Here is a 4,144-nt window from a genome sequence, read left to right as displayed (position 1 = left end):
CGCGCGCTCGGGCGCAACGTCGGGCCGGTCGCGCCGCTCACGCGGGCCGGCGGCAGCTCGGCCGCCGCCGCGGCCCGCCTCGCGCCGGGCTCCGCGCCGCCGCAGCCGTGCCAGGAGATCGCCGACGTGGCGCGGAGATACGGCGTCTACACGATGAACGAGATCGCCGGCGCCTACGACCTCGCTGGCTTCTACGCGGCCGGCAACGGCGGCGCCGGCGCGACCGTCGCGCTGGTCGAGTACGAGCCGTACACGCCGAGAGACATCCAGCAGTTCCAGGACTGCTACGGGACTGACACGAGCATCACGAACATCGACGTCAACGGCGGCCCCGGCAGCGCGCAGATCGGCGAGGCGGCGCTCGACATCGAGATCCTGACGGCCCTGGTGCCGGAGGCGGAGATCCTCGTCTACCAGGGTCCCAACGACGGCAGCCCCGACGTCTACGCGAGAATCGCCGACGACAACCTCGCGCAGGTCGTCAGCACCAGCTGGGGCTCGTGCGAGCCGTTCATGGACCAGAACACCGTCCTCGCCGAGTCGACGATCTTCCAGCAGATGGCGGCGCAGGGGCAGACGATCCTCTCCGCGGCCGGTGACGACGGCTCGACCGACTGCTACGACCCGATCAACAACCCGACGCAGACCGAGCTGGCCGTCGACGACCCGGCCAGCCAGCCGACCGTGACCGGGGTCGGCGGCACCTCGCTGCTGTCGGCGGGCGACCCGCCGGTCGAGCATGTCTGGAACGACGGCGACACGACCAGAGACGGCGCGGGCGGCGGCGGCCAGTCGATCAACTGGCCGATGCCGACCTATCAGGCCGGCCCCGGCGTGATCGGCCCCGACTCGGACTCCGCGCAGGCGTGCATGTTCGTCCAGGCATACTGCCGTCAGGTGCCCGACGTCTCCGCGCTCGCCGACCCCGACACCGGCTACGTGATCATCCACAGAGGCGACTTCGTCGTCGACGGCGGCACCTCCGCCGCGACGCCGCTGTGGGCGGCGGTCACGACGTTGATCACGCGCTCGCCCGGCTGCGTCGCCAATGGCGGCCGCGTCGGCTTCCTCAACCCGGCGCTCTACCAGTTCGCGCGCACCACGCTCGGCGCGTTCAACGACGTGACGATCGGCGACAACGACTACCTCGGCGTCAACAGAGGGCTGTTTCCGGCGGCGCCCGGCTACGACATGGCCAGCGGCCTCGGCACGCCCGTCGGCAGCCGGCTGCAGAGCGGTCTCTGCTCCGGCGTCAGCGCTCCGGCGGTCACGAGCGGCGCGAGCGTCGGCTTCACCGCCGGCCAGCCGGGCAGCTTCACGGTCACGACCAGCGGCGCGCCGGCGCCGTCGCTGACGCTCGCCGGCACGCTGCCGGCCGGCGTCGCGTTCAGAGACAACGGCAACGGCACCGCGACGGTCGCCGGCACGCCGGCCGCGACCGCCAACGGCACCTACGCCGTCCAGCTCGCGGCGTCGAACGGGCTCGAGCCCGGCGGCGCGCAGACGCTGACGATCGCGGTCGCGCCCGTGGCGGTGCCGCCCACGCCGCCGGCCCCGCCCGCGCCGCCGGCCGGCCTCCCGCAGGCGACGGCGAGAACGCGCGTGCGGGTGGCAGCGGTGACGCCGCGCAGCTTCGCGCTCTCACGCGCCGGTCGCATCACGATCCCGGTCGCCTGCCCGGCGGTCGCCGGCGGCTGCCGCGTCGGCGCGACGCTGAGCGCGACGGCGACGGGGCGCAGAGCGGTCGCGCGCACGCTGCTGGCGCGCGCGGCGACGGTGACGCTCGCGCCGGGCGCGCGCAGAACGCTGACGCTGCGGCTGACCAGACGCGGCCGCGCGGCGGTCGCGGCGGCGAGAGCGGCGAGATCGCGCCGCCTGCGCGCGCGGCTGGCGCTGACGGCGAGCTTCGGCGGCGGCCAGCGCGGCACGACAGCCGCGACGATCGTGCTGCGGCTGCCGGGCAGAGCGCGGGGATAGCCAGGCCGCCCGCGCGGCGCCTCAACGCGCCTCGGAGGTTCCCATCAGCGCTGCTCAGCTCGGAGCGCCGCCGTGGAACCTCCTCGGCGAAGCCCCATCACTCGCAGGTCGGCACGTACGGGATCGCGAGCGTGAAGATCGGCCGTCTCGCGGTCGTTCTGCCTCTGGCGAAGCCGCTGATCACCTGTCTGCCGCCTCTTCTGACAGTCACGAACGTGCCCTGGAAGACGTCGATGAACTGCGCTCTGGCGGCGAAGCCGGCATCTCTGTAGCGGTTGACCATGCCGCGCGCGGTCGTGCTGGCGACGACGACGCCGGTCGCCGTCCGCACGCCTCTGCGGAAGGCGAGGTTGCGCAGTCTGTTGTTCTTGAACTCCGCCGTGCCGACGATCCCGGCCGGTGCCGAGGGACCACGCAGCTGGTAGGTGATCGGCAGCGGCGTACCGCCCAGCTCGCAGCCGGTGCCGCGGTTGGAGAGCCATCTCGTTCTGAGCGCCGCGGCGCGCGTCATCCCGAGTCTGAGTGGGCCGATCCCGTCGAGCCGCAGCAGCGTCGGCGTCGCCGCGGCCGACCCGTCGGGGGCGCCGGCGTGCGCGCCGGCGGTGAGTGCCGCGAAGGCGACCGCCGCGGCAGCGAGGAGAGACGTGCACCTGATCATGGAGCGACCGTACCACCCGCGGCGGCGCCTGCGGAAGCGATCTCCTCCAGCGCTGGCACGCACGCGTCCGGGCCCGGCAGCGCGCCGATCTCCAACGCGAACGCGCGCGCCGCCGCGGCTGTCGCGCGGTCGTCCAGCAGGCGGGTCGCCGCGGCGCCGATCGCCTGCGGCGTGGCGTTCACGACGTCGAGCGCGACGCCGACCCCGAGCGCCTCGCAGCGGGCGGCGTTGAGCAGCTGGTCGGCGCCGAGCGGCAGCAGCAGCGACGGCAGCCCGGCGGCGAGCGCGTCGACGACCGTCCCCGATCCGCCGTGGCTGACGACGAGGTCGCAGCGGGTGAGCACGCGCGCCTGCGGCAGGTGCCGTTCGATCCGCACGTGCGGAGGCTGCGGTCCGAAGCCCGCGGGGTCGAGCGCTCTGCCGACGGTCACGACGACGTTGAGCGGCAGCGCGCGCAGCCCTTCGAGCAGGCGCGCGAAGAGGTCGCCCGACTCGGCGTTGAAGATCGTCCCGAGCGTCGCGTAGACGGTCGGAGCCCCGGGGATGGCGACGGGCCAGGGCGGTGCGGGCTCGTCGTCGGAGCCGCGACCGCGACGCGCGGCGCCGCCGGGCTCCCCGCCGGGGCCGCTGCGAAACGCGAGCGCGGTCGCCGGCAGCGGGAAGGCGGGGTCGCGGAAGCGCGGCGGGGAGGGCGACAGCACGAGGTGGCGGGCGGGCGCCGTCAGGCTCGGGTCCGGCGCCAGGCCGTAGTCCGCGCGCAGCGCGTCGAGCGGCGGCGCGACCAGCGGCGGCCGCACGAAGGCGCCGCTCGCGCTGACGAGGACCGTCGCGTGGGGGAGGCCGCGCGCCTCGGCGGCGACGAGCGCGCCGAAATCCAGCTCGTCGCGCACGATCAGGTCGGGCGTCCACCGCTCGCACAGGGCGTGCACGCTGCCGGCCCGCCGCCGCGCGACCGCGCCGGCGAAGCCGTCGCGCAGGACCGCGTCCTCGCGCGCGGCATCCGGCGCCAGCAAGGGCGCGATCGCGATCGGCTCGGAGCCGGCGTCGTCCGCGTCGGGGAGCGGCTCGCCGAGGTCGGACAGCTCCGCGACGACCGTGGCGCGGCCGTTGAACGCGACGGCGTGGCCGGCGGCGCGCAGCGCACGGGCGAGCGGCAGCAGCGGACCGGCATGGCCGCGACCGCCCGCGAAGGTCAGCAGGACGCGCACGCGCCCATCATGCCGCCTCGATCCACACCGATTTCATGTGCGTCAGCGACGGTTCGGAGTACGATCGTGGACGAGACCGCATGCGCCTTCCGCTCGTCGCCCTCGTGCTCGCCAGCATCCTCGCCGCGTGCGGCGGCGTGGGCGAGTCCGACGGCGAGGACGCCGCCAGCACGCCCACGCCCGCGGTCGCGCGCGACGCGACCGCGATCCGGCCGAGCACCGCGGCCGCCGAGATGGCGGAGGCGCCCGCGGAGGCGGCCGGCGCGACGGCGGAGCCGCCTGCCGAGCCGCCCGCCGCGAC

General features: G+C 75.4%; 4 protein-coding genes. 2 read left to right on the top strand and 2 right to left on the bottom strand.

The window, feature by feature from the left end:
* Positions 1-1,977 (top strand): S8 family serine peptidase (locus R7226_RS31030; RefSeq protein ID WP_318601419.1); only part of this gene is annotated, 1,977 nt, incomplete at its 5' end.
* Between the two features lie 97 nt (positions 1,978-2,074).
* On the opposite strand, the gene R7226_RS31025 is transcribed toward R7226_RS31030, so the two are convergent.
* Complete coding sequence (locus R7226_RS31025; RefSeq protein WP_318601418.1) at positions 2,075-2,635, bottom strand: hypothetical protein; 561 nt, start codon at positions 2,633-2,635, stop codon at positions 2,075-2,077.
* A complete protein-coding gene (locus tag R7226_RS31020) occupies positions 2,632-3,843 on the bottom strand; it encodes a glycosyltransferase (protein WP_318601417.1) in 1,212 nt (403 codons plus the stop codon). Before R7226_RS31020 ends, R7226_RS31025 begins: the two co-directional genes overlap by 4 nt.
* A gap of 80 nt (positions 3,844-3,923) precedes the next feature.
* Between R7226_RS31020 and R7226_RS31015 the strand changes: the two genes are divergently transcribed.
* On the top strand, positions 3,924-4,144 hold a 221-nt coding region (locus tag R7226_RS31015), incomplete at its 3' end, for a hypothetical protein (RefSeq protein ID WP_318601416.1).

Source organism: Conexibacter stalactiti, assembly GCF_033542075.1.
Taxonomy (GTDB): Bacteria; Actinomycetota; Thermoleophilia; order Solirubrobacterales; family Solirubrobacteraceae; genus Conexibacter; species Conexibacter stalactiti.
This window is presented reverse-complemented; position numbering and strand designations above follow the sequence as displayed.

Coding starts and splice junctions, on each gene's coding strand:
- R7226_RS31025 (WP_318601418.1), bottom strand. CDS start 2,635: ATGATCAGGTGCACGTCTCTCCTCGCTGCCGCGGCGGTCGCCTTCGCG.